This is a genomic window from Microbispora rosea, assembly GCF_900156315.1.
In the GTDB taxonomy this organism is placed as follows: Bacteria; Actinomycetota; Actinomycetes; order Streptosporangiales; family Streptosporangiaceae; genus Microbispora; species Microbispora rosea.
On record NZ_FTNI01000009.1, the window covers coordinates 1 to 23288 of the forward strand.

Consider the following 23288-nt stretch of genomic DNA (forward strand, 5'->3'; position numbering starts at 1 on the left):
TCAAAGGAATCCGTCACCGACACCACAAAGAGTGCCGCTATGACGGGGTCATGCATGATTTCATGCACTGGCTTTTAGCACACTGTTGAGTTCTCAAGAAACGGACGCGACCACCATCACCCGAAACCTCACTTAGAAGGTCCCACGCTCCGGGGCGTTTCACCGTTTGTTTTTCTTTTGTCTTGCTGGTCTTAATTCTTCCCGACCGGCTCTTTCGTGTCAAATCCGCCCCACCGGGACTTCTTGACCCGAAACCCGCCGACCGACAGGAATTTCGACCCCCCGTTTCCGGGGCAACCCCTCTAACTTACCTGATCCCTGAATGTCCGTCGAATCGCGACGAAACATCCCAAGATCGGGTCCGAGAAGAAGGGATTCGCTGAGAGCCTAGCAGCCGATCCCCGGAGGGGGATTCAGGCTCGCCGGTTCTCGGCGCGTGCAGAAAGACTAGCACCCGTCCAGCGGTGCTGCGCACAACTTGGGCAACTTTAGGGTCTTGCCCTGTCTCCATGCCCTTCAAACCTCCCCCGCCACAGAGCGAGGAGTGCCTGTGCGCCCTCGCCACGACGAGGGCGCACAGGCTGAAGGCCTAAGCCGGCAGCGCGGCGAGCTGGGCCTCGAGACGGGAGATGTCCTCGGCGGCCTGCTCGGCCCGCCGGCGCACCTTCGCCACGACGTCCTCCGGCGCCTTGCCCATGAACTGCTCGTTGCCGAGCTTGGCCGTCACCTGAGCCTGCTCCTTGCGTGCCACGGCCAGGTCCTTCTCCAGCCGCTTCCGCTCGGCGGCGACGTCGATGGCTCCGGCCGTGTCTATCTCCACGAGCACCGTGCCGACGGTGAGCCTGGCTGTCGGGTTGAAGGTGTCCGCTGGTTCGTCCAGACGCAGCAGGACGCGGATCGCTCCCTCATGGGCGGCGAGAGCCGTACCGGACAGGGACAGCCGCGCGGCCACCCGCTGGCCGGGCTTCAGGCCCTGATCCGAGCGGAACCTGCGCACCTCTGTCACGAGGTTCTGCAGCGCGGAGATCTCCTGCTCGGCCACGGGGTCGAGCAGCCCCGGCGAAGCCGAAGGCCAGGGAGCGACCACGATCGACTCCCCGCCCGTCAGAGCCCGCCACAGCTCCTCCGTCACGAACGGCACGAGCGGGTGAAGCAGCCGGAGCAGCGCGTCGAGGACATGCCCGAGAACCCGCTTGGTGTTCTCGGCCACCGCGCCGCCCTCGGCGAACTGCACCTTGGCCAGTTCGACGTACCAGTCGAAGACCTCGTCCCAGGCGAAGTGGTAGAGGGCGTCGGACGCCTTGGCGAACTCGAACTCCTCGAAGGCCGCGTCGACACTCGTGACGACCTCCTGCAGGCGCGACAGGATCCACCGATCGGCAGCGGTGAGGTCTTCGGGCACACCGTCGGAGACGGCGCCGTTCATCAGCGCGAAGCGAGTGGCGTTCCAGATCTTGTTGCAGAAGTTGCGGGATCCGGCCGCCCAGTCCTCGCTGATCGCCACGTCGGAGCCGGGGTTGGCACCGCGCAGCAGCGTGAAGCGCGTGGCGTCCGCGCCGTACCGCTCGATCCAGTCGAGCGGGTCGACGACGTTGCCGAACGACTTCGACATCTTCTTGCCGAACTGGTCGCGCACCATGCCGTGCAGCGCCACAGTGCGGAACGGCGGCTGGCCGTCCATCGCGTACAAGCCGAACATCATCATCCGCGCCACCCAGAAGAACAGGATGTCGTAGCCGGTGACGAGCACGGACGTCGGATAGAAGCGAGCCAGATCGGGTGTGGCGTCGGGCCAGCCCAGCGTGGAGAACGGCCACAGGCCGGAGGAGAACCAGGTATCGAGGACGTCCTGGTCCTGCTCGTAACCGGCCGGCGGCTCCTCGTCCGGCCCCACGCAGACCATGTCGCCGTCCGGGCCGTACCAGACGGGAATCCGGTGCCCCCACCACAGCTGGCGTGAGATGCACCAGTCGTGCATGTCGTCGACCCAGTCGAAGTAGCGCTTGGCCAGCTCCGGCGGGTGGATGCGGGTGCGGCCGTCACGCACCGCGTCACCCGCGGCCTTGGCCAGCGGTGTGACGTTGACGAACCACTGCAGCGACAGGCGCGGCTCCACCACGGTCTTACAGCGGGAGCAATGTCCGACCGAGTGCACGTACGGCCGCTTTTCGGCGACGATGCGGCCCTGCTCGCGCAGCGCGGCGACCACGGCGGGCCGTGCCTCGAACCGGTCGAGGCCTTGGAAGGGCCCATGGGCGGTGATGATGCCGCGCTCGTCCATGATGACGAGCGACTCCAGCGAGTGGCGGCGCCCGATCTCGAAGTCGTTCGGGTCGTGCGCGGGGGTGACCTTGACCGCGCCGGTGCCGAAGGACGGGTCCACGTGCTCGTCGGCGACGATCGGGATGCGCCGGCCGGTGAGCGGAACCTCGACATGCTTGCCGACCAGGTGCGCGTAGCGCTCGTCGGCGGGGTGGACGGCGACCGCGGTGTCGCCCAGCATGGTCTCGGCGCGGGTGGTGGCGACGACGATCTCCTCGTCGCCCGAGCCGTAGCGGATGGAGACGAGCTCGCCGTCGTCGTCGCTGTGCTCGACCTCGATGTCGGACAGGGCGGTCAGGCAGCGGGGGCACCAGTTGATGATGCGCTCGGCGCGGTAGATGAGCCCGTCGTCGAACAGCTTCTTGAAGATCGTCTGGACGGCCCGGGAGAGCCCCTCGTCCATCGTGAAGCGCTCACGCGACCAGTCCACGCCGTCGCCGAGCTTCGTCATCTGGCCGAGGATCCGGCCGCCGGACTCCTCCTTCCACTGCCAGACGCGCTCGACGAACGCCTCGCGGCCGAAGTCGTGGCGGGACAGGCCATCCTTGGCGATCTCGCGCTCCACGACGTTCTGCGTGGCGATGCCGGCGTGGTCCATGCCGGGGAGCCACAGCGTTTCCATGCCCCGCATCCGGGCTCGCCGGGTGAGCGCGTCCTGGATCGAGTGGTCGAGGGCGTGGCCCACGTGGAGCGACCCGGTCACGTTGGGCGGGGGAAGCACGATGCTGTACGGCTCGCGCCCGCTGCCCGGGTCCGCTGTGAAGTAGCCCGCCGATACCCAGCGCTCGTAGCTCCGGGTCTCGACATCGACGGGGGCGTACTGGGTGGGCAGCTCAGACGTAGTCACGGTGCCCAATTCTAGGGATGTCCGGACGCCACCCGAGCCGTCGCCGCACGCCCTGTGGACAAAGCGCCGGCGAAGGCCCGCGTCAGGCCGACTTCTCCCTCGGGGTCCGCTGCTGCTTGGCCTGCAGCTGGTCGCGTGGCACCAGGGTCGGATTCACGTGCTCCAGCACGGCCTCGCGGGTGATGACGACGCGGGCCACGTCCTGGCGGGAGGGCACCTCGTACATCACGGACTGGAGGACTTCCTCCAGGATGGCGCGCAGCCCGCGGGCGCCGGTGCCGCGCAGGATGGCCTGGTCCGCGATGGCTTCCAACGCGTCGTCGGAGAACTCCAGCTCGACGTTGTCCAGTTCGAGCAGGCGGCGGTACTGCTTGACGAGCGCGTTGCGCGGCTCGGTGAGGATCTGGATCAGCGCGTCCCTGTCGAGGTTGTGCACCGACGTGATCACCGGGAGACGGCCGACGAACTCGGGGATCATGCCGAACTTCAGGAGGTCTTCCGGCATGACGTCCGAGAAGATGTCGGAGGAGTCCATCTCCTCCTTCGAGTGGATGATCGCGTTGAAGCCGATGCCCTTCCTGCCGACCCTCGACTCAATGATCTTCTCGAGGCCGGCGAAGGCGCCGCCGCAGATGAACAGCACGTTCGTGGTGTCGATCTGGATGAACTCCTGGTGGGGGTGCTTGCGCCCGCCCTGCGGGGGCACGCTCGCCGTGGTCCCCTCCAGGATCTTCAGCAGGGCCTGCTGCACGCCCTCGCCCGACACGTCCCGCGTGATCGACGGGTTCTCGCTCTTACGGGCGATCTTGTCGACCTCGTCGATGTAGATGATGCCGGTCTCGGCCTTCTTGACGTCGTAGTCGGCGGCCTGGATCAGCTTGAGGAGGATGTTCTCCACGTCCTCGCCGACGTAGCCGGCCTCGGTCAGCGCGGTCGCGTCCGCGATGGCGAACGGCACGTTGAGCATCTTGGCGAGGGTCTGCGCGAGCAGCGTCTTGCCCGACCCGGTGGGGCCGAGCAGCAGGATGTTGGACTTGGCCAACTCCAGGCCGTCGTCACGGCCCCGCTCCCCGGACTGGACGCGCTTGTAGTGGTTGTAGACCGCTACCGACAGCGCCTTCTTCGCCTTGTCCTGCCCGATGACGTACGCGTCGAGAAACTCGTAGATCTCGCGCGGCTTGGGGAGGTTGTCCCACTTGAGCTCGGAGGACTCCGACAGCTCCTCCTCGATGATCTCGTTGCAGAGATCGATGCACTCATCGCAGATGTAGACGCCTGGTCCGGCGATGAGCTTCTTGACCTGCTTCTGGCTCTTGCCGCAGAACGAGCACTTCAGCAGGTCTCCCCCGTCGCCGATGCGTGCCACCCCAGATACTCCTTTGCGTGGGACCGCCCCTGCCGCCGCGGTCGCTTCCGTCCGCACCCTGCTCGCGATCCGGTTCATGAACCTGTGTCATGATCCGGCGATCACGATCCGGTGCGAAAACGTCATCCCGCTCAGGTTTCGACGTTACCGTCTCTCGGGCCCTCAGTGAGCCCCCTAGCGGTGAGTCGCACCGGAACGTGCCCAAATGGGCACCGTTCCGGTGCGGCAACTCCCTCAGGAAGCGGCGACCGCCGCCGCGCGCTTCTTCCGCGACGGGATGATGTCGTCCACCAGCCCGTACGCCTTCGCCTCCTCGGCGCTGAGGATCTTGTCACGCTCGATGTCCCGGCGGACCTCGTCGGCCGCCTTGCCCGAGTGCTTCGCCACGATCTCCTCGAGCAGCGACCTCATCCGCAGGATCTCACGAGCCTGGATCTCGATGTCGCTGCCCTGGCCGCCGCCCTCGGTGTAGGGCTGGTGGATCAGGACGCGGGCGTTGGGCAGGGCGAACCGCTTGCCCGGCGTGCCACCGGCCAGCAGGACCGCGGCGGCCGAGGCCGCCTGCCCAAGGCAGACCGTCTGGATCTCGGGCCGGACGAACTGCATGGTGTCGTAAATCGCGGTCATCGCGGTGAACGAGCCACCCGGCGAGTTGATGTACATGCTGATGTCGCGGTCCGGGTCCAGCGACTCCAGCGTCAGCAGCTGCGCCATCACGTCGTTCGCCGAAGCGTCGTCGATCTGGACGCCGAGGAAGATGATGCGGTCCTCGAACAGCTTGTTGTAGGGGTTCATCTCCTTGACGCCGTACGACGTGCGCTCGACGAAGGAGGGAAGGACGTAGCGGCCGTTGATGTCACCCGGCCGGATCAGCTCACTCATCTGGGAAGCTCCAGTCACGAGACGGCGCCCTCGGAGGGCACCTGGCGGGCGCTGCGCACCACGTGGTCGATGAAGCCGTAGTCCTTGGCCTCCTCGGCCGTGAACCAGCGGTCCCGGTCGGAGTCGCGCTCGATCTGGTCGAGCGGCTGGCCGGTGTGGAAAGCGATCCGCTCCGCGAGCGTCTTCTTCACGTAGAGCATCTGCTCGGCCTGGATCGCGATGTCGGCCGCGGTGCCGCCGATGCCGCCCGAAGGCTGGTGCATCATGATCCGGGCGTGCGGAAGCGCGTACCGCTTGCCGCGGGCGCCGGCACAGAGCAGGAACTGGCCCATGGAGGCAGCCAGGCCCATGGCGACCGTGCAGACGTCGTTCGGCACGTACTCCATCATGTCGTAAATCGCCATGCCGGCGGTCACCGAGCCACCGGGGGAGTTGATGTACATCCAGATGTCGCGATCGGGGTCATCGGCGGCGAGGAGCAGGAGCTCAGCGGCCAGCCGGTTGGCCACCTCGTCGTTGACCTGGGTGCCGAGCACCACGATCCGCTCGCGCAGCAGGCGCTGGTAGAGCTGGTCCTCGAGGCGGGAGGGGCCACCCTCCGGGCTCCGGGCCTCGAAGCCGGAACCACCGGTCGGGAAGAAGGTCGGCGGGCTGGTCACAGCGTCACCTTCCGATGCGTCGTAATCGATTGGCTTTGCTTGTGACCTTAACGCGCGACGCAGACAGGTCATGCCCGTGCGCCGTACTGTTCGCTGACGGCGCATGTCCGGCCCGCGACGAGGCCCCGCCCCGCATCGCCCGTGTTTCCCGCCGTGGCTGCACAGCCGGGGGCTCACTGATCTCAGCCGTACGATTGCTCCCCGACACGCGGTAAGAAACAAATTTGCAGGGATTTGCCCGAATATAACCGGAAACCCCCGGCGCACCCTAGTGCGACGGGGGTTTCACCGTTACCGCCACACCGATCGGCCTCCCGGCCGATCGGCGGCAGAAGTCAGGCGAGAGCCTCGGAAATCAGCTTTCCTTGGCCTCGTCGGCGGACTCCCCGGCGCCCGCCTCCTCCACACCCACAGCCTCCTGCTCGGGGTTGAGCTCGGCGTAGATGGCCTTGACGTCCACCTCGTTGCCGGCCGTGTCGGTCACCTTGGCCGCGTCACCGATGAGGGTCTTGGCCTTCTCCCGCACGATCTCCATCATCGCCAGCGGAAGCTGGTTGTTGTCGGCGAGGTGCTGGGCCAGCGTGTTCGGCGCGACACCCATCTGCATGGCGCGACGCACCACGAAGTCGGTCAGCTCCTGCTCGCTGACGCCGATCTCCTCAGCCTTGACGATCTTGTCGAGCACGAAGCCGGACTTCAGCGCCTTGGCCGAGGTCTCCTCGTACTCGGCGAACAGCTCCTCCTCGGTGGTCTGCTGGAGGCGGAGGTACGCCTCGCGGCTCAGGCCGCTCTCGGCGACCTGGTGCTCGAGGTTGTGCTTGCGCGCGTCGATCTCCGCCTGGAGCGCACTCTCGGGCAGCGGGATGTCGATCTTCTCGAGCAGCGCGTCGAGCGCCTTCTCGCGGCCCTGCACGACCTGGTCCACCAGCTTGTTGCGGCGAACCTGCTGGCGGATGCTGTCCTTGAGCTCGTCGAGCGTGTCGAACTCGCTGGCGAGCTGCGCGAACTCGTCGTCGAGCTCGGGCAGAACCTTCTCCTTGACCGACTTGACGTTGATGATCACGTCGGCCTCCTCGCCGGCGTTCTCACCACCGACGAGCGTGGTGCGGAAGGTCTTCTCGTCGCCGGCGGCCATGCCCTGCAGCGCCTCGTCCAGGCCCTCCAGGACCGAGCCCGCGCCGACCTCGTACGACACGTCGGCGGCCTGCTGCTCGTCGAGGTTGCGGCCGTCGATCTCGGCACGCAGGTCCATGACGACGTAGTCGCCGTTCTGGGCCGGCCGCTCGACGCCGGTCAGCGTCGCGAAGCGCTGACGCAGGGCCTCGAGCTGGCTGCTGATGTCCTCGTCGGTCACCTCGGCGGGGTCGACCACGACCTCGGCGCCTTGGTAGTCCGGGACGTCGAAGGCGGGGCGGATGTCCACCTCGGCGGTGAACTCGACCTGCTCGCCGTCCTCGATCTTGGTGACCTCGATCTCCGGCTGGCTGACCGGGAAGACGTCGGTCTCGTCAACAGCCTGGCCGTACAGCTTGGGCAGGGCGTCGTTCAGGGTCTCCTCGAGAACCACCGCGCGGCCGAAGCGCTGCTCGATGATCCGGGCCGGCACCTTGCCAGGACGGAAGCCGGGCACGCGCACCTGCTGCGCGACCTTCTTGTACGCGGCCTGCAGGCTCGGCTCGAGCTCCTTGAACGGCACCTCGACGGTGAGCTTGACCCGGGTAGGGCTGAGCTCCTCGACAGCGGTCTTCACGGGGTGGTCTCCTTGATCCAGCATCTGGTGATCGCGGGCACGTCGTGCACGGCAACCGCGGCACAGTAACGCGCGCCGCGCCCACGTGAAAGGCGCAGGATCACCGTCTCGCCTGCACGCGACCTGTCCGGGCATGCTCGACTGTGGCGGGTGTCCAACGCCAAGGGCAGTCTAGAGCAGATGAGCCCCGGGAGCGACTGTCAGAGGTCGGCCATGATCTGCCGTAGCAGGTCCACCGTCTCGGTGGGGGTGGTGCTGACCGCGCAGAGCCGTTCCATGACCTCGCTGTAGCGGTCGACCTCTTCCCGTTTATCCAGGTAGAGCGCGCTGGCGAGTTGCTCGACATACACGATGTCGGGCAGGTCGGGATCGGCGAACCGCAGGATGCTAAAGGCTCCACCCTCTGCGGCGTGTCCGCCATAACTGAACGGGATGACCTGGATCGTCACGTTGGGCTGGTTCATCAGGTCGATGAGGTGCTGGATCTGACCCCGCATGACCTCGACGCCGCCGATCGGGCGGCGCAGCGCGGCCTCGTCGATCACAGCCCAGAACTTGGGACTGTCCTCGCCGTCGAGGATGCGCTGGCGTTCCAGCCGCAGGTCCACCCGCCTGGCGATCTCCTCCGGCGCCGCGCCGACCGCGCCGGCCATGATGACGGCCCGTGCGTACTCCTTCGTCTGCAGCAGGCCGGGAACGAACTGCACCTCGTAGGTGCGGATGCGCTCGGCGGCCTCCTCCAGGCCGACGTACGCCTGGAACCACGAGGGCAGAAGGTCGTTGAACCGGTGCCACCAGCCGGGCTCGTTGGCCCGCTCGACCAGGTTCATCACGACATCGCGCGTCTCCTCGTCTTCCACCCCGTAAAGGGCGAGAAGGTCGGTCACGTCGCGTTCCTTGAACCCGACCCGGCCCAGCTCCATCCGGCTGATCTTCGACTCGGACGCCCGGATGCACTGGCCGGCCTGGTCACGGCTGATGCCCTTGCTCTCACGGAGCTTGCGGAGCTGGGAACCGAGAAGGATGCGCAGAGCCGTCGGACCCGATCCAGCCTGGATCTGTATCACGGCGCCTCCCTCTCACCTCGGCCCTGTGTGCCGCCAAGGGACGACCCGCACGACACCCCCAGCCCACACAGTGTCACCACTTCAGGCTCCGATGACAAGGTCTGATCTACGTGTCCCTGACGGTTAGCACGACCGTCGTGTGCGTCTGCACATGACAGTTGCACGTGCATTTGGGTCTTGCAGCGGCGGGAGGCGCTGATCCATCATGTCTAGGTGCATATTGGGCCAAAATGTGCACCAGTCCTCGATCTAGGCCAGCGGGAGGTACGGGCAACCATGTCGGACGAGCCCAAACCCGGTGGCCAGCTGACCCGTGACGTGGGATTCGGCTGGTTCCGGAGGGCGGCAGGGGCGTCCGATACGACGATGTGCCCCCTGGCACCGCAGGCCGACTCCGTAAAGACCGCGCGCGACGTCACGCGGACGACGCTGCAGCAGTGGGGCCTGTCGGAACTGAGTGACGACGCCGCACTGGTCGTGAGCGAACTGGTGACCAACGCGGTCCGTTACGCGCTGTATCCGGTGAACCGCGTCGGCGACCGGCCTATAACACTGACGCTCGTGCGCGTCGCCCCGCACGTGCTGCTCGCCGTGTCGGATCCCAGCGACCAGGCGCCGTCGCCCGTGCAGCCCGACTTCGTCTCCGAGCACGGACGCGGCCTCTACATCGTCGAGACCTACAGCCAGGCATGGGGCTGGGACGCACTGGACGAGGGCGGCAAGGCCGTCTGGGCCCTCTTCCGCACCGGCGACTGACCGTTTTTCCAGCGTCCGCCCGCTAAGTCCCCGTGATTTCCCCTCACTCCCCGGCCTTACTGGCGCGAGATGAGTTCGGGCTCCACCCGTACGGCTGCCTTCGCTCTTATCACTGATGAGATCCGGCCCAACCCGGGGGGCCGCGCAGGCTTCGCCAGGAAGCAACGACGGCTCCTCTAACGATGCGATGTCGGGACCTCCACGTCCGGTCTCAGTGCTCGACTACCGTGTCGCGCATGGACCTCAGCGCCTACCGCGGATACTTCCTGGACGCGGTTGTCGTCCAAGTCGACTCCGTCGCCAGCACTGCGAGAATCAGCCTTACTAGCGGAGACGATGACACTGCTGTAATCGAGCTGAATGGCGTTGTCCATATGAGGATGGACAGCCCGGATGTTAGGGGCGACTTCATCGACGAGGCCGTTGTAGGCGATCTGCCGAGGGCGGGAGCCTGGCCGGCTGACGCCCATCACCTTCTTCACCTTCACAACAACGACAGCGAGCTGGTTTGGCTCAGACTGATCGGTCCCCGGGAGATCGAGGTGGTGGCAAGAAGGATCACCACCGAACATTGAAGTGAGGCCGGATCCTCCACGAACACGAATCCACCTTCACAACGGTGGAGCCAACGCTCGCATCTCCACTTTCATGTCAGCTTCAAGGAGCTGATGGCGCGCATGGGTCACTCGTCCACTCGGGCGGCCTTGATCTGCCTGCACGCCAACGCAGGACCCGTGATCAGACGACCGCGGAAGCGCTCGGGCAGGCGTTCACGACGGCGACCGGACAAGGATCGAAAATTTGAAGTGGCACGTGTCTGGCACGGAAGATCGGAAACCGTGTCGCGAGATCACAAAGGCCAGGCTCCCCATACGGGTGACCTGGCCTTTCATGATGAGAGCGGACGACGGGAATCGAACCCGCGTAGCCAGTTTGGAAGACTGGGGCTCTACCATTGAGCTACGTCCGCGCGCGCCCGGTGTCCATCTGGTCTAGACTTCATCCGGTCGTCAGGGCGTAAGCGTACCGGAGTCTCGGACTGTTCGCGTACCCGACGAGACGGGGCGTGGCGCAGCTTGGTAGCGCGCTTGCTTTGGGAGCAAGAAGTCGCAGGTTCAAATCCTGTCGCCCCGACCAGCACTCCTGCATGTCAAAGGCCGCCTCCGGCGATCGGAAGCGGCCTTGTCCGTCCCTTGGGTGACTGACTGGGTGACTACGGCTCCGAGCCCCCGTCGAGACGGTCCATCGCCACGGCCCCGTCTGCAACACCGGCCGGATCTGCTCGCGATAGACGATCTCTGTGACAGCCGTACTGCTGTGGCCCGGGTGCCGGCGCGCCCACACCAGGACACGGAAGGTCTGGGCGAACGTCAGTGCCTTGGACGGGCGCTGCGGAGCCGGAGTCGCTGCAGCACTGCGGCTGGAAGTCGCGCAACCGGTCAGCGCTCCTGCTCGGTGGGCACCTTCACCCGGTTCGGGCACCGGCCTCGAGCACGGCGAGGTCGCGTACCGCGTAACGGTGATGCTCGGCCTCTTCCTTGAGCACCACCTTGAGGCAGCGGCGCACGACGTACTCCTGGTCTGGATATGGGTCCGCCGGCTTGCGACCACACACCCGGTCGAGTTCGGCCTCGGTGAGCCCGTCGACGACACGCCGCATCGTGGCCATGCGAGCGAGCCGCGGCGCGAGTACCTCGTCGAGCGTCGGGGTGGCTTCGAGGGTGAGCCCGAGCTTCGCCGCTGCGTCGGTCGGCATCCCGCCGTGAGGAAGGCCCAACGGGTGATACGGCGCATCCTCCTCGAGCACGGCGTTTCCAAGCCAGGCATCGCAGGCCATCAGCAGGTGCCGTTGGGTCTCGACGAACGACCACTCGCCGTTGACCTGCTCGTGCAGCTTGGCCTCGGGCAGGAGCCTGGCACGGTCGAGCGTCGCCTGCCATTGCGTCTCGATGGCATCCCAAGCAGCCCGGTAGTCGGCGGAGGACGCGGCGTCACGCGCCAGCACCCGCGTGGGATGCTGCCGGTCGAGCTCGGCCTCGACGTAGGCGGTCACGTCGACGTCGTTGACGACGAGACGCTCGAAGGCGCCACCGAGGTAGACGTCGCCCCCATAGCAGTCCACGATCTTCAGGCCGCTGACCTCGCAATCGCGAATCTCAAGGCCGGCAAGATCGCATAGGTGGATGCGGGCACCACGGAACTGGTCACTCTGGGCGTATGCAGCAGGCATCGAGACAGCTTCCCGAATCCGTTCCGCCTGCGTCAATGAGTAGCACAGCGTGAGGGTGTGGGTCCTCAATAGGCTGCCGCCTGATCATCCTCGCAGCAGCGTTGATCGTCTGGCCTCCATGGCTCATGAGGGGTGTGCGCTCGCCGTGGTGGGGCTGGGCACGGGCATGTCCTTGCGCGTGACGTCGAACTCGATCCGCATGGTGCTCTTGAGGAGAGTTCCCGGCGCCGGTGCCTGGCCGAGCACGATCCAATCCGCCGGGACCTTCATCTCCTCGTCGATCAGCGTGTGAATCTCCGGGACGAATCCGAGAGCGGCGACCGCTCTTGTCGCGGTCTCCACGTCCTGAAACCAGAGCTTGGGCATCCTGGGCGCGCCGAGGTCCGATGTCGTCTGCCGCACCGACGCCGTCGTGGTGGGAGCAGGGCCGGGGAGGATCAGCGCGAAGGTGGCGGCGACAGCGGCGCCGAAGGCGGCGACGAGCGCAGTGGTCAGAGATATCGCCACGGAGCGCCGCATGGACGATGCCTACCATGATCGTGGCCAGAGTTCGAGCCGGACGGCCCGGCTGACCGTTGAGCCCGCGACCACGCCACCCGCGCACCGGCGTGACGGACGGGGCTCGGCACGTTTCTATAACCTGTTCTCGCCGTACCCCCGGAACCCTGAGGAGCACCATGGGCGACCTCGTCCTCGTCGACCGGCCCTCCGAGGCCGTCGCGGTCGTGACGCTGAACCGTCCGCGCAAGTACAACGCGATCTCCAAGTCGCTGCTCGAAGAGTTCCACGACACGCTCAAGCGGCTCGCGCAGGAGCCTGACCTGCGCGCGTTGGTCCTCACCGGGGCCGACCCCGCCTTCTGCGCGGGGCTGGACCTCGGCGAGCTGGAAGCGGGAGTGAAGATCGGCCATCCCGACTCCATCCTCCCGCTGCGCGACTTCCCGGCGCCCGTCATCGGAGCGGTCAACGGCGTGGCGGTGACCGGTGGCCTGGAGTTCGCGCTCGCGTGCGACTTCAGGATCGCCAGCGAACGGGCGCGGTTCGCCGACACCCACACCCGCGTCGGCATCGTGCCCTCCTGGGGCATGACGGCCCGGCTCAGCCAGGCCGTCGGGCAGTCCTGGGCCCGGCAGATGACGTTCACCGGAGACTTCGTCGACGCTCCCCTGGCACTGCGCATCGGCCTGGTGAACGAGGTCGTCACGCACGACCGGCTGCTCCCCCGGGCCGTCGAGCTCGCACAGAGCATCGCGACGACGACGCCGGAGACGCTCCGCAGGATCCGGGAGATCTACGACCTCCTGCGCGACGGCACCGGCGCCGACGGTCTGCGGGCCGAACTGGAGACCGGCCGGGACGGGCTCGCCATCACCAGCCCCGAGGACTTCGCCGCCCGGAGGCGTGCCGTCTTCGACCGGGGCCGGACCCAGACCAGCTGAAGGTCACTCCTCCTCGACGTACGGGTGGGTGAGGAACTCGATGGCGTGGCCGTCGGGGTCGTCCACGTACACCCCGCGGCCGTGGTGCCGGTGGTTGATCTGCTGCGGCTCCTGGTGGTGGGGGCCGCCCCAGTAGGGCAGGCCCCGCTCGGCGATGCGGGCGCGGATGTCGTCGAACTCGTCCTCGGAGACGAGGAACGCCAGGTGCTGCATGACGATCCGGTCCCGGTCGACGATCGAGTCGGCGTAGTCGATCGTCACGCCGTTGCCGACCCGGACCGTGGCGAACGGACCGAACGCGCCGGGCTCGGGCTCGCCGAGCAGCCCGGTCAGGAACCGGGCGGACGCGAAGCGGTCGCTGCTGTGCACGATCGTGTGGTCCAGTTGAGCGGTCACGTCGCCCTCCAGGTTTCCTACTGTCTTCATCTACGCAATACCGTGGACAGGTGATCGACAAGCACATCTCCCGCGTGCTCGGGCTGCTCGGGCAGGACGACACGCTGCGCGTCCTCGCCGGGCTGGTCCTGCGTCCCGGTGAGCCGCTCGACAAGGTCACCGGGCTCGAGCCGGACGTGGCGGCCAAGGCCCTGGACCGCCTGGAGCGGGGCGGCCTCGCCGTACGGAACGGGGACGGCTGGCAGGCTCGGCCCGAGACCTTCCGCGACCTGCTGCGCACGATCCCCTCAACGCCGGCGGACCCGATGGACGCGTTCCTGGTCGACGGGCGGCTCGTCTCCATTCCGGCGAAGAGGGCCAAACGGCTGATGGTGCTCGACTACATCGCCCAGGTGTTCGACGTCGGCGTGCGTTACCCGGAGAAGGAGGTCGACGTGGCGCTGCGGGCGTTCCACGACGACTACGCCGCGCTGCGCCGTTACCTGGTGGACGAGGGGTTCCTCAGCCGGGAGGCCAACGTCTACTGGCGTTCGGGCGGAACCACCTGACGCAGGTGTGGCCGGGTCCGGCCACATCGGAAGACGCCCTTTCCCGATGGGCCCCCGGCACGGACACTGGGAGTCATGGGCGAGCCGACCAGGGTCCTTCTCGACGAGTCCCGGATTCCCCGGAACTGGTACAACGTCGTCCCCGACCTACCCACGCCTCCCCCGCCGGTGCTCCATCCGGCGACGCTGCAGCCGGTCGGCCCCGACGATCTCACCCCGCTCTTCCCTGCGGCGCTGATCGAGCAGGAGGTGTCGGGTGAGCGGTTCGTCCCCGTCCCTGACGGCGTCCTCGACGTCTACCGCCTCTGGCGGCCGACGCCCCTCATCCGCGCCCGGCGCCTCGAGCGCGCCCTCGGCACACCGGCGCGGATCTACTACAAGTACGAGGGCGGCAGCCCGTCGGGCTCGCACAAGCCCAACACCGCGGTCCCCCAGGCGTACTACAACGCACGGGAGGACGTACGCAGGCTGACCACCGAGACCGGCGCGGGCCAGTGGGGCTCCGCCCTGGCGTTCGCCTGCGCCCAGTACGGCCTGGCCTGCGAGGTCTGGATGGTCCGGGCGTCGTACGACCAGAAGCCCTACCGCCGCACGCTGATGAAGATCTACGGCGCGACCCTGCACGCCAGCCCGTCGGCGGTGACCACGGCGGGCAGCAGGATCCTGGCGGAGGACCCCCACTGCACGGGGTCGCTGGGCATCGCGATCAGCGAGGCGGTCGAGGTCGCCGGTCAGCACGACGACACGCGATACGCCCTCGGCTCGGTGCTCAACCACGTCCTGCTGCACCAGACCGTGATCGGCGAGGAGGCGCTGGAGCAGCTGGCGATCCTCGGCGAGACTCCGGACGTCGTGATCGGCTGCACCGGCGGCGGCTCCAACTTCGCCGGGCTGGCCTTCCCGTTCCTGCGCGAGAAGCTCGCGGGGCGCATGGACCCCGTGCTGCGGAGCGTCGAGCCCGCCGCCTGCCCGTCCCTGACGCGAGGCGCCTACGCGTACGACTTCGGCGACACTGCCGGGTTCACGCCGCTGATGAAGATGCACACGCTGGGGCACACGTTCGTGCCCGACCCGATCCACGCCGGCGGGCTGCGCTACCACGGCATGTCGCCGCTGCTCTCGCATGTGTACGAGCTGGGCCTGGTGGAGGCCGTGGCCGTCACGCAGACCGAGTGCTTCGACGCGGGCATCCGCTTCGCCAGGGCCGAGGGGATCGTGCCGGCCCCCGAGCCCTCCCACGCGGTGGCCGCCACGATCGCGGAGGCGCTGCGGTGCGCGGAGTCGGGAGAGGAGAAGGTCATCGTGATGTCCCTGTGCGGGCACGGCCACTTCGACCTGCCCGCCTACGAGAGCCGTCTCGCCGGGCGCCTGGAGGATTTCACGCTCCCGCAGGAGCGCATCGACGCGGCCCTCGCGCATCTGCCCGCCGTCTGATGTGACGCATGCTCACGGATATCCGTTTCGTCCCTTGACCGGCGGGTACGGCTGCGCCATCGCTCCGTCATACCGACCGGAGCACTCATGTCAAACGGCTGAAATGCGCGGTATCACCTCCATACGATTCTGGAACACCATCCGCTCTCTCCGGAGAATTCGTTGAACCGGAACTGCGTCATCAAGGACCCCGCCCCGGGAAACCGGGCGCAGTGGCGCCGCAGCAGCGCCGCGTCCGCGCACGAGCGGCTGGCCTTCCTGAACGAGGCGAGCCGGCGGATCGGCAGCACGCTCGACTTATCCGAGACGAGCCGGGAGCTCGTCGACGTGGCGGTCCCCCGCTTCGCCGACGCGGCGGCCGTGATGGTGCAGGACCGCCTCACGGCGGACGGCGAGTTGTCGTCCAGGCCGGTGGACGGCACCACCCTCGTACGCAGGGTCGCCCTGGGCGTGGCCGGTGCCGACCCAGACGCCTGGGTGCAGGCGTTCCCCGTCGGCGAGGCGACGATCTATCCGGCGATCCTCCCCCAGGCCCAGTGCATGGCGGGCGGCAAACCGCTGATGTACCCGGCGCTCGACAAGGAGAGCGCCCGGCTGATCGGCGCCAGCATGGACCGGGAGGAGGCGGTCGCCGCGCTTCTGACCGACTCGTCGTTCCTCGTGGTGCCTCTGCGGGCGCGGGGACGGGTCCTGGGCTGTGTGATCTTCACCAGGCACCCGGGCAGCCGGTCGTTCGAGGAGCAGGACGTGGTGGTGGCCGAGGACCTGGCCGCCCGCACCGCCGTGTGCATCGACAACGCACGGCTGTACACCAGGGAGCGCAGGACCGCGCTGACCCTGCAGAGCAGCCTGCTGCCCGTCGAGCTGCCGCAGGCGCTCGGCATGGACATCGCCACCCGTTACCTGCCGGCCAGCGACCTGATGGGCGTCGGGGGCGACTGGTACGACGTGATCGCCCTGCCCGGGTGCCGTACGGCCCTGGTGGTGGGCGACGTCATGGGCCACGGAACCAGAGCCGCGGCGACCATGGGCCAGCTCCGCACGGCCGCGCGTACGCTCGCGAGCCTCGACCTGCCGCCCGACGAGGTGCTGTTCCGGCTCAACCTGATGAGCCAGGACCTCGACCCCAGCCAGATCGCGACGTGCATCTACGCCGTCTACGACCCGGTGACACGCAATTGCGCGCTCGCCCGTGCCGGCCACGTGCCGCCGATACTCCTGCACCCCGACCGGTCGACCGAGATCATCGACCTGCCCTCCGGCCTGCCTCTCGGCATCGGCAGCGACCCGCTGGAATCGCGCGAGATGATCCTGCCGCCCGGGAGCGTGCTCGCCCTCTACACCGACGGCCTCGTGGAGAGCCGGGAGCGGGACCTGGACGCCGGGATCATGGGGCTGCGCCGTCTGCTCGCCGGTCCGGTCGAGGACCTGGAGGACATGTGCGACGTGATCATCAGCAGCCAGCGGTCGGGTCACGAGCGTGACGACATCGCCCTGATGGTGGCCCGGGTCCGCGACCTCGACCCGGACGAGGTGGCGACCTGCCCGCTGCCGTCCGACCCGCGGTTCGTCTCGCACGCCCGCCGCTTCGTCCGCAGCACCCTGCACAGGTGGGGACTGAGCGGCCTGGTGGACAGCACCCAGCTCATCGTGAGCGAACTGGTCACCAACGCGCTCAAACACGGCTGGCCGCCGATCGAGCTGCGCATGCTGCGCGGCCGCACCCTGGTGGTCGAAGTCGTCGACGGCTCCCCCGCCGCGCCCACCCCGCGCACGGCCACCCCGGACGAGGACACCGGCCGCGGTCTCCAGCTGATCAAGCGGTTCGCCTACCGCTGGGGCACCAGGCCCACCCCGTACGGAAAGATCGTCTGGGTCGAGCAGCACCTCCCTTGACCCGGGCGTTCCCTCCCCAGCGAGCGTGTATGACTGATCGTTGAGAAGAGTTACGTTCGAATGGGGAGTTCGTGGCGAGGAGGGGACATGATCGACATCCGTGACGCGTACCGCAGGGCGCTGGACGGTTTCGGGGACCGCCTCCATCTCGTCCGCCGGGGACAGTGGGAGCTGCCGACTCCCTGTGTCGACTGGGACGTTCGCGGGCTCGTCAACCACGTCGTGGCCGAGAACCTGTGGGCCCCCGAGCTGCTGTCCGGCCGTACGGTCGCCGAGGTGGGTGACGCCTTCGAGGGCGACGTGCTCGGCGACGACCCGCTCAAGGCGTTCGAGGCGTCCGCGCAGGGCGCCGTCCAGGCGGTGTACGCCGAGGGCGCCCTGACCAGTGTGACCCACCTGTCGTTCGGCGACGTGCAGGGCGAGGAGTACATCACCGAGCTGTTCGCGGACGTACTGATCCACACCTGGGACCTGGCACGTGCCATCGGCGGGCCGGAACGGCTCGACCCCGCACTGGTCGCCTCCTGCTCGGAATGGTTCGAGAAGGCACGGGAGGACTACCGCGAGGCGGGGGTGTTCGGGGACGAGCAAGGCCTCCCGGCCGACGCCGACCAGCAGACGCACCTGCTCGCCGCCTGGGGCAGGAATCCTTAGGCCCTGCCCCGGGACCTACTGACTCCGTCTATCGCACAGACCGACACACAGGGCTGGCGGGCAGCCTTACCCGCGAGGGCTACCACACAGCCCACCCCGCTAGGGCTAACGCCCTGTGGGCCGCCTGCCGTGGTTGGCCTTCTTCTTCTTGCGTGCCTTCGACTTGCGTGCGCGTCTACCCATCACGACCGCCTTCCGTCGAGTATGGCTTTCGCTCACTGTCCTCCCCCGGCCCACAGGCGGCAAGGGGCGGACCCCAACTCAACACGTACCCACGTACGTGGGGCATAATTTGTTTGAATCTGTTGACAGGAGTGGTGAATGCTGGCCCAGCAACGGCAGCAGGCGATCCTGGAGAGGGTACGCAGAACCGGCGGGGTGCGCGTCGCGCAGCTCGTACGCGATCTCGGGGTCTCGGACATGACGATCCGCCGCGACCTGGAGGTCCTCGCGGAGCGGGGCCTGATCGTCAAGGTGCACGGCGGGGCGACCGCCACCGGCGCCGGCTCGACGGAGGAGCCGGGCTTCGCCGCCAAGTCGGTGCGGCAGCAGGCCGAGAAGGAGGCCATCGCCCGCCGGGCCGCCATGCTCGTACGGCCGGGCAGCTCCGTCGCCCTCTCTGCCGGGACCACGACCTGGACACTGGCCCACCATCTGGTGGACGTGCCCGAGCTGACCGTGATCACCAACTCGGTGCAGGTGGCCGACGTCTTCCACCGAGCGGGACGGCCCGACCAGACCGTGGTGCTGGTGGGCGGCGTGCGCACGCCGTCCGACGCGCTGGTCGGCCCGGTGGCCGTGGCGGCCGTCCGCTCCCTGAACGTCGACACGCTCATGCTCGGTGTGCACGGCATGAGCGTCCGGGCCGGTTACACCACGCCCAACCTGCTGGAGGCGGAGACCGACCGCGCCCTCATCGCGGCCGCCCAGCAGCTCGTGGTCCTGGCCGACCACACCAAGTGGGGGACGATCGGCATCAGCACGATCGCCGCCCTCGACGAGGCCGGCGTGGTCGTGAGCGACGTCGGCCTGCCGGAGGAGGCGCGCGCCGCGCTGTCGGAGCACGCCGGCGAGCTCCTCCTCGCCGACCCCTCCGGGGAAACCGAGATGGAGACCGCGCTGTGACGCCGGACCTCTGGAAGGCCGCCTGTCCCCGGACCCCTGTAAGCCCGCTCTGACCCGGGACACCGCACCGTGAAGCTGGAGACCGCTCTGTGAAGCGCACCATCACCCATCTCGCCGACGGCCGTGAGCTCATCTATTTCGACCGGCGCGACGACGCCGACCACAGCGCCGTCGACACCAGGGACCTGCCGCCGCGCCCGCTCGCCTCCGAGCTGCGCTACGACCCCCTGATGGACGAGTGGGTGGCCGTCGCCCGGCATCGCCAGACGCGCACGCACCTGCCGTCCGCGGAGGAGTGCCCGCTCTGCCCGGGCCATCCCGGCTCGGAGATCCCCTCGCCGTACGAGGTGGCGGTGTTCGAGAACCGCTTCCCGTCGTTCAGCTTCAACACCGGCGCGTACGAGCAGGTGGGCGGGCTGAGCGAGGTGCGGCCGGGGATCGGGCGGTGCGAGGTGGTCTGCTTCACCTCCGACCACGACGCGTCGTTCAGCTCGCTGAGCGACGCGCAGGCCGAGCTGGTCGTCGAGGCGTGGGCCGACCGCACGGCGGAGCTGTCCGCGCTGCCCGGCGTGGAGCAGGTCTTCTGCTTCGAGAACCGCGGCGCCGAGATCGGCATCACGCTGCCGCACCCCCACGGGCAGATCTACGCCTATCCGTACGTCACGCCGCGTACCCGGCAGATGCTGGACGCCGCCGCCCGCCACCAGGGCGGCAACCTGTTCGCGGACGTCCTGGCCGCCGAGCGGAGGGGCCCCCGGGTGGTGGCAGCCAACGAGCACTGGACGGCCTTCGTCCCTGCCGCCGCACGCTACCCGTTCGAGGTGCACGTCTACCCGCACCGCCGGGTGCCCGACATCCCGGCACTGTCGCCCGAGGAGCGGGCCGCGTTCGCGCCGCTCTACATCGAGGTGCTGCGCCGGCTGGACGGGCTGTTCGGCGTCGTCATGCCGTACGTCGCGGCCTGGCACCAGGCCCCCGTCTCCTACCGGCGCGACCTCGCCTACCTCCACCTGCAGCTCTTCACGATCCGGCGCGCGCCGAACAAGCTGAAGTACCTGGCCGGATCGGAGTCGGCCATGGGCGCGTTCGTCAACGACGTGCTGCCGGAGGAGGCCGCCCGGATGCTGCGCGAGGCGATAACGGCTTGATCTCCAGTTGGTTGCGGCTTTGGTGGCAGTCACCGTTTCTTTACCACTAGTATCCCTGACACCGGCCGTCACAACCGGTACGCCTAATCCCGGGCGCCCCGCCCGGGAGCCGGGGACCCAATCACGCACCTGGGGTCAAGGCAGTGACCTGCCCGGGCTTCTCCAGCCCGAACCCGTCAGCTAACCCGGTCGGCAGATGGAGAGGAGTGGGCTCTGCCCCGCGCGTTCCCCCTGGCTGTCGGCGTGCTCGCCTCCGCCGTCCTCGTGTTCGGCACGGCGGCGCCGGGTGTGGCCGATCCCAAACCGACGGAGAAACAGCTCAAGAAGGAGCTGGCGGACCTGCGGAAGAAGGTCGACCGGCTGATCGGCGACTACAACGCCAAACGCGTCGCCCTCGCCAAGGCCGGCGTGGAGGAGAAGGCGGCCCGCGGCCGGCTGGCCAAGGCCGAGGCCGACTATAAGGCCGCGAGCGACGCCGTACGGCAGATGGCCGGGCTGCGCTACCAGACCGAGAGCGCGATGGCGCTGCCCGACATGAACACCGCCGCGCTCAACTACCAGCTCAAAGAGGAGCAGGCCGCCAGGCTCGCGCACTTCGACCTGGTCCGCGACGAACGGCAACGGGCCGCGGACGCCGCCAAGACGCTGACCGCGCAGCTCAAGGCGCAGGCCGCCGAGGTCGCCGGTCAGCGCGAGGACGCCGAGGATCTGATCGACGAGATCAAGGACAAGCTCGACGCGCTGATCCCTATCGCGCCGGGAAAGCGCGCGGGCGGGTCGTGGGCGCCCGAGCTGCCCAGCGGCACCGACAACATCACGCCCCGGATGCGGTTCATGCGCGGCGAGGTCGAAAGCCACTTCACCCTGCAGTTTCCGGTGGGCTGCTACCGGGCGGAGAACAGCGGCGAGCACCCCCTCGGGCGCGCCTGCGACTTCATGATGAGCTCGGGCGGCGCCATGCCCTCCCCCGAGATGAAGGCCCTCGGCGACAGCCTGGCCGCCTGGGCCATCAAGAACGGGCCGAAACTCGGCGTGATGTACGTGATCTGGCAGCAGCGCATCTACAACCTCGGCCATCCGGGCTGGCGGACCATGTCCGACCGCGGCGGAATCACCGCCAACCACTACGACCACGTGCACATCTCGATGTACTGAGCCGTCCGCCCCACCCGGCGGTTACGCGGGCGGGCTCCCCTCGGGGCGTCCAGTGCCTTCGCCGGTTGCCGTACCAGGCGATCCGGGTACAGGTGGGCTCATTCCTCGTCGCGGCCGTGCAGGTAGTCCTCGAAGGTGGGGCGTCGATCCCTTTGACGTGTGAACACGATCGCGGCCACCAGCCCGGCAGGGGCCATTACGAGCCGGAGCGCCCAGCGGCCAAGACGACGGACCACCCTGAGCAGTTCCTTGAGCGACTGCCAAGGGTGTCTCAGGGCCATGACGGTCACGATGAAGGCCATGGCGCCGAGGCTGACCCCCGCGAAGTCGTCGGAGTCGTCTCGTCCCCTCTTTTCGGTCACGGCGCCGAAGTGAGGGTTAAGGGCAGGGGCTCGATGCTGCGGACCAATGGAATCCTCTCAAGTCAGCCTGGACACCAGGGTCGCAGTTGTGCCGTGATCAGGCCAGGGCCTGCACGGAGCGTGGCTCGCAACCGGCGGCACCGGCGATATCCGCACCCGTGAGAAGTGGTGTGCAGCCGACGGGTAGCGGGGCGACGCGGCCGAAGCCGGCGTCAGGACGACAGAGTTCCTCGGGCACCGGCGATGATCAATTCGAGACCGTCGTGGAAGGCACGGTCCCGGCGCTCTCTGGGCCAGCCGTCGGCTCCGGTCTTGCGGGCCTGTTCCTCGATCGCGTAGCCGTTGACGTAGGCCAGGACGGTGTCCACGGCGATGGCGGCCGTGTCGGCGGGAACACCCGCGGCGATCAGAGCGGCGATGAGGCGCTCGAAAGTGGTGACGGCCTCGGCACCCGGGTGGTGGAAGCCGGCTATGAGGCGGGCGCCGTCGCGGTGGGCCAGCATGACCTCGCGCACGTCGGACGCCACGCCGCGCAACAGCTCGTCCCAGGAGGTGCCGGAGAGCGGAACGACGTCGTCCGCCGAGCCGACCAGGTGCGTGACCATCGCGTCCAGCAGGGCCTGCTTGCTGGGGTAGTGCCGGTACAGGGCACTTGCTCGCACCCCGAGCCGGCTCGCCAGCAGCCGCATGGTGAGAGCGTCCAGGCCTACTTCGTCGAGCAGCTCGATCGCCGCCTGCAGCACCTCGGTGCGCCGCTGCCCCATCGCGTCCTCCTGAATGGGGATTGACAGTCCTTCCCCAACTACGTGAACAATGTACACGTGAACGTTGTTCACCTAGTCATGGAGGAGCACGATGACACGTGTCCTGGTGATCGGGGCGGGGCTCGGCACGATGGTCAAGGGACCGGGGATCACCCTGATGCCGGGAAGGATGCGGTTCGCCAGGGAACCCCGCGAAGCCGCCGCCGGACTCGTTCCCGGCCTGCCCATGCGCCGCAGGGAGAGCTACGCGAGGTGGGTGCTGCTCGTACCGCCGGATCATCCGGCGGCGACCACGCCGGGCCGGGAGGACTCCCGCGAACCGGCGCTGGAGTTGATCGACGGCCGGCATCCCGACCTGCGAGACCTGGTCTCGGCGCTGGACGACTACCGGCACGACCTGCTGGAACGCGGGACCGCGGCGGTGGAGGCCGGCAAGCGGGCGATGCACACGTTCGTCCCGGCTGCAGGCGCACGATGAAGGATTCGCC

The 23288-nt window shown here is 68.1% G+C and carries 23 protein-coding genes, 2 tRNA genes and 1 riboswitch; of the genes, 12 read left to right on the top strand and 13 right to left on the bottom strand.

What is annotated here, in order from left to right:
* Positions 1 to 589 precede the first annotated feature (589 nt).
* From BXA11_RS14620 to BXA11_RS14645, 6 genes are all read right to left on the bottom strand, one after another.
* A complete protein-coding gene (locus BXA11_RS14620) occupies positions 590 to 3178 on the bottom strand; it encodes a valine--tRNA ligase (protein WP_076434977.1) in 2589 nt (862 codons plus the stop codon).
* 73 nt (positions 3179 to 3251) lie between these two features.
* Positions 3252 to 4535: an ATP-dependent Clp protease ATP-binding subunit ClpX gene (gene clpX / locus BXA11_RS14625; RefSeq protein ID WP_030509563.1), complete on the bottom strand. Its 1284-nt coding sequence runs from the start codon at positions 4533 to 4535 to the stop codon at positions 3252 to 3254.
* 234 nt (positions 4536 to 4769) lie between these two features.
* Positions 4770 to 5417: an ATP-dependent Clp protease proteolytic subunit gene (locus BXA11_RS14630; RefSeq protein WP_030509564.1), complete on the bottom strand. Its 648-nt coding sequence runs from the start codon at positions 5415 to 5417 to the stop codon at positions 4770 to 4772.
* 14 nt (positions 5418 to 5431) lie between these two features.
* Entirely contained in the window at positions 5432 to 6076 is a 645-nt protein-coding gene (locus tag BXA11_RS14635; RefSeq protein ID WP_030509565.1) for a ClpP family protease, read from the bottom strand.
* A 355-nt stretch (positions 6077 to 6431) separates the two neighbouring features.
* On the bottom strand, positions 6432 to 7826 hold the full coding sequence (tig, locus tag BXA11_RS14640) for a trigger factor (RefSeq protein ID WP_030509566.1): 1395 nt from the start codon (positions 7824 to 7826) through the stop codon (positions 6432 to 6434).
* A gap of 200 nt (positions 7827 to 8026) precedes the next feature.
* Entirely contained in the window at positions 8027 to 8893 is an 867-nt protein-coding gene (locus tag BXA11_RS14645; RefSeq protein ID WP_030509567.1) for a helix-turn-helix domain-containing protein, read from the bottom strand.
* A gap of 366 nt (positions 8894 to 9259) precedes the next feature.
* Between BXA11_RS14645 and BXA11_RS14650 the strand changes: the two genes are divergently transcribed.
* On the top strand, positions 9260 to 9649 hold the full coding sequence (locus BXA11_RS14650; RefSeq protein WP_239105188.1) for an ATP-binding protein: 390 nt from the start codon (positions 9260 to 9262) through the stop codon (positions 9647 to 9649).
* Positions 9650 to 9885: 236 nt separating this feature from the next.
* A complete protein-coding gene (locus BXA11_RS14655; protein WP_143734268.1) occupies positions 9886 to 10224 on the top strand; it encodes a hypothetical protein in 339 nt (112 codons plus the stop codon).
* 324 nt (positions 10225 to 10548) lie between these two features.
* On the opposite strand, the gene BXA11_RS14660 is transcribed toward BXA11_RS14655, so the two are convergent.
* Positions 10549 to 10619 (bottom strand) — tRNA-Gly (locus BXA11_RS14660).
* A 90-nt stretch (positions 10620 to 10709) separates the two neighbouring features.
* On the opposite strand from BXA11_RS14660, the gene BXA11_RS14665 reads away from it, so the two are divergent.
* Positions 10710 to 10786: transfer RNA gene (locus tag BXA11_RS14665), tRNA-Pro, on the top strand.
* A 328-nt stretch (positions 10787 to 11114) separates the two neighbouring features.
* Here BXA11_RS14665 and BXA11_RS14670 read toward each other — a convergent pair.
* Together BXA11_RS14670 and BXA11_RS14675 are read right to left on the bottom strand one after the other, a co-directional pair.
* Entirely contained in the window at positions 11115 to 11879 is a 765-nt protein-coding gene (locus BXA11_RS14670) for a DinB family protein (protein WP_076435186.1), read from the bottom strand.
* A gap of 123 nt (positions 11880 to 12002) precedes the next feature.
* Positions 12003 to 12386 carry a hypothetical protein gene (locus tag BXA11_RS14675; RefSeq protein ID WP_143734270.1) on the bottom strand — a complete coding sequence of 128 codons (384 nt, stop codon included), beginning with the start codon at positions 12384 to 12386 and terminating at the stop codon, positions 12003 to 12005.
* Positions 12387 to 12556: 170 nt separating this feature from the next.
* On the opposite strand from BXA11_RS14675, the gene BXA11_RS14680 reads away from it, so the two are divergent.
* Positions 12557 to 13318: an enoyl-CoA hydratase gene (locus BXA11_RS14680; protein ID WP_076434980.1), complete on the top strand. Its 762-nt coding sequence runs from the start codon at positions 12557 to 12559 to the stop codon at positions 13316 to 13318.
* Between the two features lie 3 nt (positions 13319 to 13321).
* Here BXA11_RS14680 and BXA11_RS14685 read toward each other — a convergent pair whose 3' ends face one another.
* Complete coding sequence (locus BXA11_RS14685) at positions 13322 to 13744, bottom strand: VOC family protein (RefSeq protein ID WP_308441085.1); 423 nt, start codon at positions 13742 to 13744, stop codon at positions 13322 to 13324.
* Positions 13745 to 13764: 20 nt separating this feature from the next.
* Between BXA11_RS14685 and BXA11_RS14690 the strand changes: the two genes are divergently transcribed.
* The 4 genes from BXA11_RS14690 to BXA11_RS14705 all read left to right on the top strand — a co-directional run bounded on the left by BXA11_RS14690 (position 13765) and on the right by BXA11_RS14705 (position 18246).
* Positions 13765 to 14262, top strand: a complete 498-nt coding sequence (locus tag BXA11_RS14690; protein WP_076434981.1) for a DUF2087 domain-containing protein — start codon at positions 13765 to 13767, stop codon at positions 14260 to 14262.
* A gap of 75 nt (positions 14263 to 14337) precedes the next feature.
* The gene (locus BXA11_RS14695) at positions 14338 to 15696 is read left to right on the top strand and encodes a TrpB-like pyridoxal phosphate-dependent enzyme (protein ID WP_076434982.1); all 1359 of its coding nucleotides are present in this window, start codon (positions 14338 to 14340) and stop codon (positions 15694 to 15696) included.
* 162 nt (positions 15697 to 15858) lie between these two features.
* On the top strand, positions 15859 to 17592 hold the full coding sequence (locus tag BXA11_RS14700; RefSeq protein ID WP_076434983.1) for an ATP-binding SpoIIE family protein phosphatase: 1734 nt from the start codon (positions 15859 to 15861) through the stop codon (positions 17590 to 17592).
* 87 nt (positions 17593 to 17679) lie between these two features.
* Positions 17680 to 18246 carry a TIGR03086 family metal-binding protein gene (locus BXA11_RS14705; protein ID WP_030509579.1) on the top strand — a complete coding sequence of 189 codons (567 nt, stop codon included), beginning with the start codon at positions 17680 to 17682 and terminating at the stop codon, positions 18244 to 18246.
* Between the two features lie 105 nt (positions 18247 to 18351).
* Here the strand turns inward: BXA11_RS14705 and BXA11_RS45740 are convergent, their stop codons facing one another.
* Positions 18352 to 18429, bottom strand: a complete 78-nt coding sequence (locus BXA11_RS45740) for a 50S ribosomal protein bL37 (RefSeq protein ID WP_373320643.1) — start codon at positions 18427 to 18429, stop codon at positions 18352 to 18354.
* 138 nt (positions 18430 to 18567) lie between these two features.
* Between BXA11_RS45740 and BXA11_RS14710 the strand changes: the two genes are divergently transcribed.
* The 3 genes from BXA11_RS14710 (at position 18568) to BXA11_RS14720 (ending at position 21674) form a co-directional block, all read left to right on the top strand.
* Positions 18568 to 19371: a DeoR/GlpR family DNA-binding transcription regulator gene (locus tag BXA11_RS14710; protein ID WP_030509580.1), complete on the top strand. Its 804-nt coding sequence runs from the start codon at positions 18568 to 18570 to the stop codon at positions 19369 to 19371.
* 89 nt (positions 19372 to 19460) lie between these two features.
* A complete protein-coding gene (gene galT / locus BXA11_RS14715) occupies positions 19461 to 20519 on the top strand; it encodes a galactose-1-phosphate uridylyltransferase (RefSeq protein WP_076434984.1) in 1059 nt (352 codons plus the stop codon).
* Between the two features lie 70 nt (positions 20520 to 20589).
* Positions 20590 to 20728: riboswitch (cyclic di-AMP (ydaO/yuaA leader) on the top strand.
* A gap of 34 nt (positions 20729 to 20762) precedes the next feature.
* A complete protein-coding gene (locus BXA11_RS14720; RefSeq protein ID WP_231513991.1) occupies positions 20763 to 21674 on the top strand; it encodes a coiled-coil domain-containing protein in 912 nt (303 codons plus the stop codon).
* A 98-nt stretch (positions 21675 to 21772) separates the two neighbouring features.
* Here BXA11_RS14720 and BXA11_RS14725 read toward each other — a convergent pair whose 3' ends face one another.
* Together BXA11_RS14725 and BXA11_RS14730 are read right to left on the bottom strand one after the other, a co-directional pair.
* Entirely contained in the window at positions 21773 to 22036 is a 264-nt protein-coding gene (locus BXA11_RS14725; RefSeq protein ID WP_076434985.1) for a hypothetical protein, read from the bottom strand.
* A gap of 212 nt (positions 22037 to 22248) precedes the next feature.
* The gene (locus BXA11_RS14730; protein ID WP_076434986.1) at positions 22249 to 22800 is read right to left on the bottom strand and encodes a TetR/AcrR family transcriptional regulator C-terminal domain-containing protein; all 552 of its coding nucleotides are present in this window, start codon (positions 22798 to 22800) and stop codon (positions 22249 to 22251) included.
* Between the two features lie 91 nt (positions 22801 to 22891).
* On the opposite strand from BXA11_RS14730, the gene BXA11_RS14735 reads away from it, so the two are divergent.
* Positions 22892 to 23278, top strand: a complete 387-nt coding sequence (locus BXA11_RS14735; RefSeq protein WP_076434987.1) for a hypothetical protein — start codon at positions 22892 to 22894, stop codon at positions 23276 to 23278.
* Positions 23279 to 23288: the final 10 nt, after the last annotated feature.

Excerpts from the sequence above, each read along its gene's own strand:
- BXA11_RS14650 (WP_239105188.1), top strand. The coding sequence starts at position 9,260 with ATGTGCCCCCTGGCACCGCAGGCCGACTCCGTAAAGACCGCGCGCGAC.
- BXA11_RS14705 (WP_030509579.1), top strand. The coding sequence starts at position 17,680 with ATGATCGACATCCGTGACGCGTACCGCAGGGCGCTGGACGGTTTCGGG.
- BXA11_RS14710 (WP_030509580.1), top strand. The coding sequence starts at position 18,568 with ATGCTGGCCCAGCAACGGCAGCAGGCGATCCTGGAGAGGGTACGCAGA.
- BXA11_RS14685 (WP_308441085.1), bottom strand. The coding sequence starts at position 13,744 with ATGAAGACAGTAGGAAACCTGGAGGGCGACGTGACCGCTCAACTGGAC.
- BXA11_RS14735 (WP_076434987.1), top strand. The coding sequence starts at position 22,892 with ATGACACGTGTCCTGGTGATCGGGGCGGGGCTCGGCACGATGGTCAAG.
- BXA11_RS14730 (WP_076434986.1), bottom strand. The coding sequence starts at position 22,800 with ATGGGGCAGCGGCGCACCGAGGTGCTGCAGGCGGCGATCGAGCTGCTC.
- BXA11_RS14630 (WP_030509564.1), bottom strand. The coding sequence starts at position 5,417 with ATGAGTGAGCTGATCCGGCCGGGTGACATCAACGGCCGCTACGTCCTT.
- BXA11_RS14670 (WP_076435186.1), bottom strand. The coding sequence starts at position 11,879 with ATGCCTGCTGCATACGCCCAGAGTGACCAGTTCCGTGGTGCCCGCATC.
- BXA11_RS14680 (WP_076434980.1), top strand. The coding sequence starts at position 12,557 with ATGGGCGACCTCGTCCTCGTCGACCGGCCCTCCGAGGCCGTCGCGGTC.
- BXA11_RS14695 (WP_076434982.1), top strand. The coding sequence starts at position 14,338 with ATGGGCGAGCCGACCAGGGTCCTTCTCGACGAGTCCCGGATTCCCCGG.
- BXA11_RS14655 (WP_143734268.1), top strand. The coding sequence starts at position 9,886 with ATGGACCTCAGCGCCTACCGCGGATACTTCCTGGACGCGGTTGTCGTC.
- BXA11_RS45740 (WP_373320643.1), bottom strand. The coding sequence starts at position 18,429 with ATGGGTAGACGCGCACGCAAGTCGAAGGCACGCAAGAAGAAGAAGGCC.